Below are 1,544 nucleotides of genomic sequence, written 5' to 3'. Positions count from 1 at the left end.
TCTATCAACACGATTTAGGTGAGAAGTACTCCTCACGTGGTGATACCGGTATTCAGCGCCATCTCAGACATAAACATCGGACTCGGCATTCAAAGAATACTAGACGACATCGAGAAGTACAGACCGACTATATCTCGATCCATGAGCGCCCTGGTTTTATCAACCAGCGTCAACGTATAAAAGAATAATTACGCAATCCTAAAATTTATGGCCTACTTTTACACATACCTATTAGACATTTAAAGGTAAAGGAAGGTATCCTAGACTACCTCTAGGTAGTCATTGGTATATACTTTTCCAAAACCCAACACTCAGAACTAGGCTTAAACCACAAGGTTGAGCCGTCTCGGCTCTCTCATGAGTCTTTCCCTGAAAACGGGAAAGATGGCTTCTTTGGAGCCCTAAACAGCTAAGTTCAACCTCGGATTTTCTCCGTGGCTCAATTTAGCCGTTTAACAACCGTTTAAGCGCACATAGCCCTTGCCCCTATAAATCATCGTCTTTTAGCCTGGTCGTTGCCAGTCGCGCTTTTATTTAACCTGAGAGCGTGTTTCAACTCAATTTGACCATAGGGCGGTCGTTTCCATTTCCTATGTTTCCTACCACGTCTTTAGTCGCGTTGATCTCGACTGGGTTTAGCATACCCCTAGCTTTAACTACAAACGGGGGCACGAACCACGTTAACGAATGATTTGAGTGACCAACATCAGGGCATTACCCACGTGTCTTTTAACTGGGGGTCAGACCAGCCATTCCACGTCCACAAAAAAGATCTCATTAGCCAACCTACTAGGGTTTACTAACGAGATCTTATCAAAGTGGTTTGATTTAACCGGCATTCATGATAAAATACGTTATTGAGATAGGAACTGCTCGACAGTCCTATCAGAAAACCTTAGTAGACCGTCTACTAAGTCATCTAAGCCTTAGGACGCCTAATCCTGAAGGCTTTTTTTATGCGCTCATATTCAACTTAGCTTCATGATAGCGTATTCGAGAACACAATACAACGTAAAATCCATCAGTTTTCAAATCTAACCGTAATCATATAAGCCATGACAATAGCTATTAAGACACCAAATATATCCAGCAAAATATGCCAAGGCTCGTCTGTCTACGACAAATTCAAGAAGTAACCAATCACATTCAACATAAACCACAAGTTAATGACAAATTGAATACCAAAAACTAGCTTTTGTTTCATCATTAAACTCCTTACTGCTTAAATAGACGTGACCAGAAGCCACGTTCAGTCTTATCCGTTGATTCATCTACGTTATCGTTACTACTAGGCTGTCCAGTACCCTCTGGCTCACCATTTTGTTTTTGAATATCATCCGACTTATTCTCTAACTGTTTGATCTTATTCTCGGCCATAAACTGTAATTGTTGAGATTGATCTAGCAGCTTTTGCATATTTTCTAATTGAAAATCCTTTTGCTTAACTTGAAGCTTCAGGTTATCAATCTGTGACAACAGAGCATTCTTATATTTATTTGAATCCTAGTTACTGTCATAGGTTCAATTTTGGTTGTAACCAGTTG

The 1,544-nt window shown here is 40.3% G+C and carries 1 protein-coding gene and 1 pseudogene; one reads left to right on the top strand and one right to left on the bottom strand.

Features of this window, described 5'->3' with window-relative positions; translation table 11 throughout:
* A pseudogene (locus tag BHU33_RS04845) lies at positions 1 to 179 on the top strand (IS30 family transposase); the annotation flags it as partial.
* 1,036 nt (positions 180 to 1,215) lie between these two features.
* Here the strand turns inward: BHU33_RS04845 and BHU33_RS07535 are convergent.
* Positions 1,216 to 1,476 carry a hypothetical protein gene (locus BHU33_RS07535; protein ID WP_180993651.1) on the bottom strand — a complete coding sequence of 87 codons (261 nt, stop codon included), beginning with the start codon at positions 1,474 to 1,476 and terminating at the stop codon, positions 1,216 to 1,218.
* Between the last annotated feature and the right edge of the window lie 68 nt (positions 1,477 to 1,544).

The sequence above is a fragment of the Fructilactobacillus lindneri DSM 20690 = JCM 11027 genome (assembly GCF_002907375.1).
Lineage (GTDB): Bacteria > Bacillota > Bacilli > Lactobacillales > Lactobacillaceae > Fructilactobacillus > Fructilactobacillus lindneri.
The sequence above is the reverse complement of the archived record's forward strand: the minus strand, read 5'-3'. Positions and strand labels throughout refer to the sequence as shown.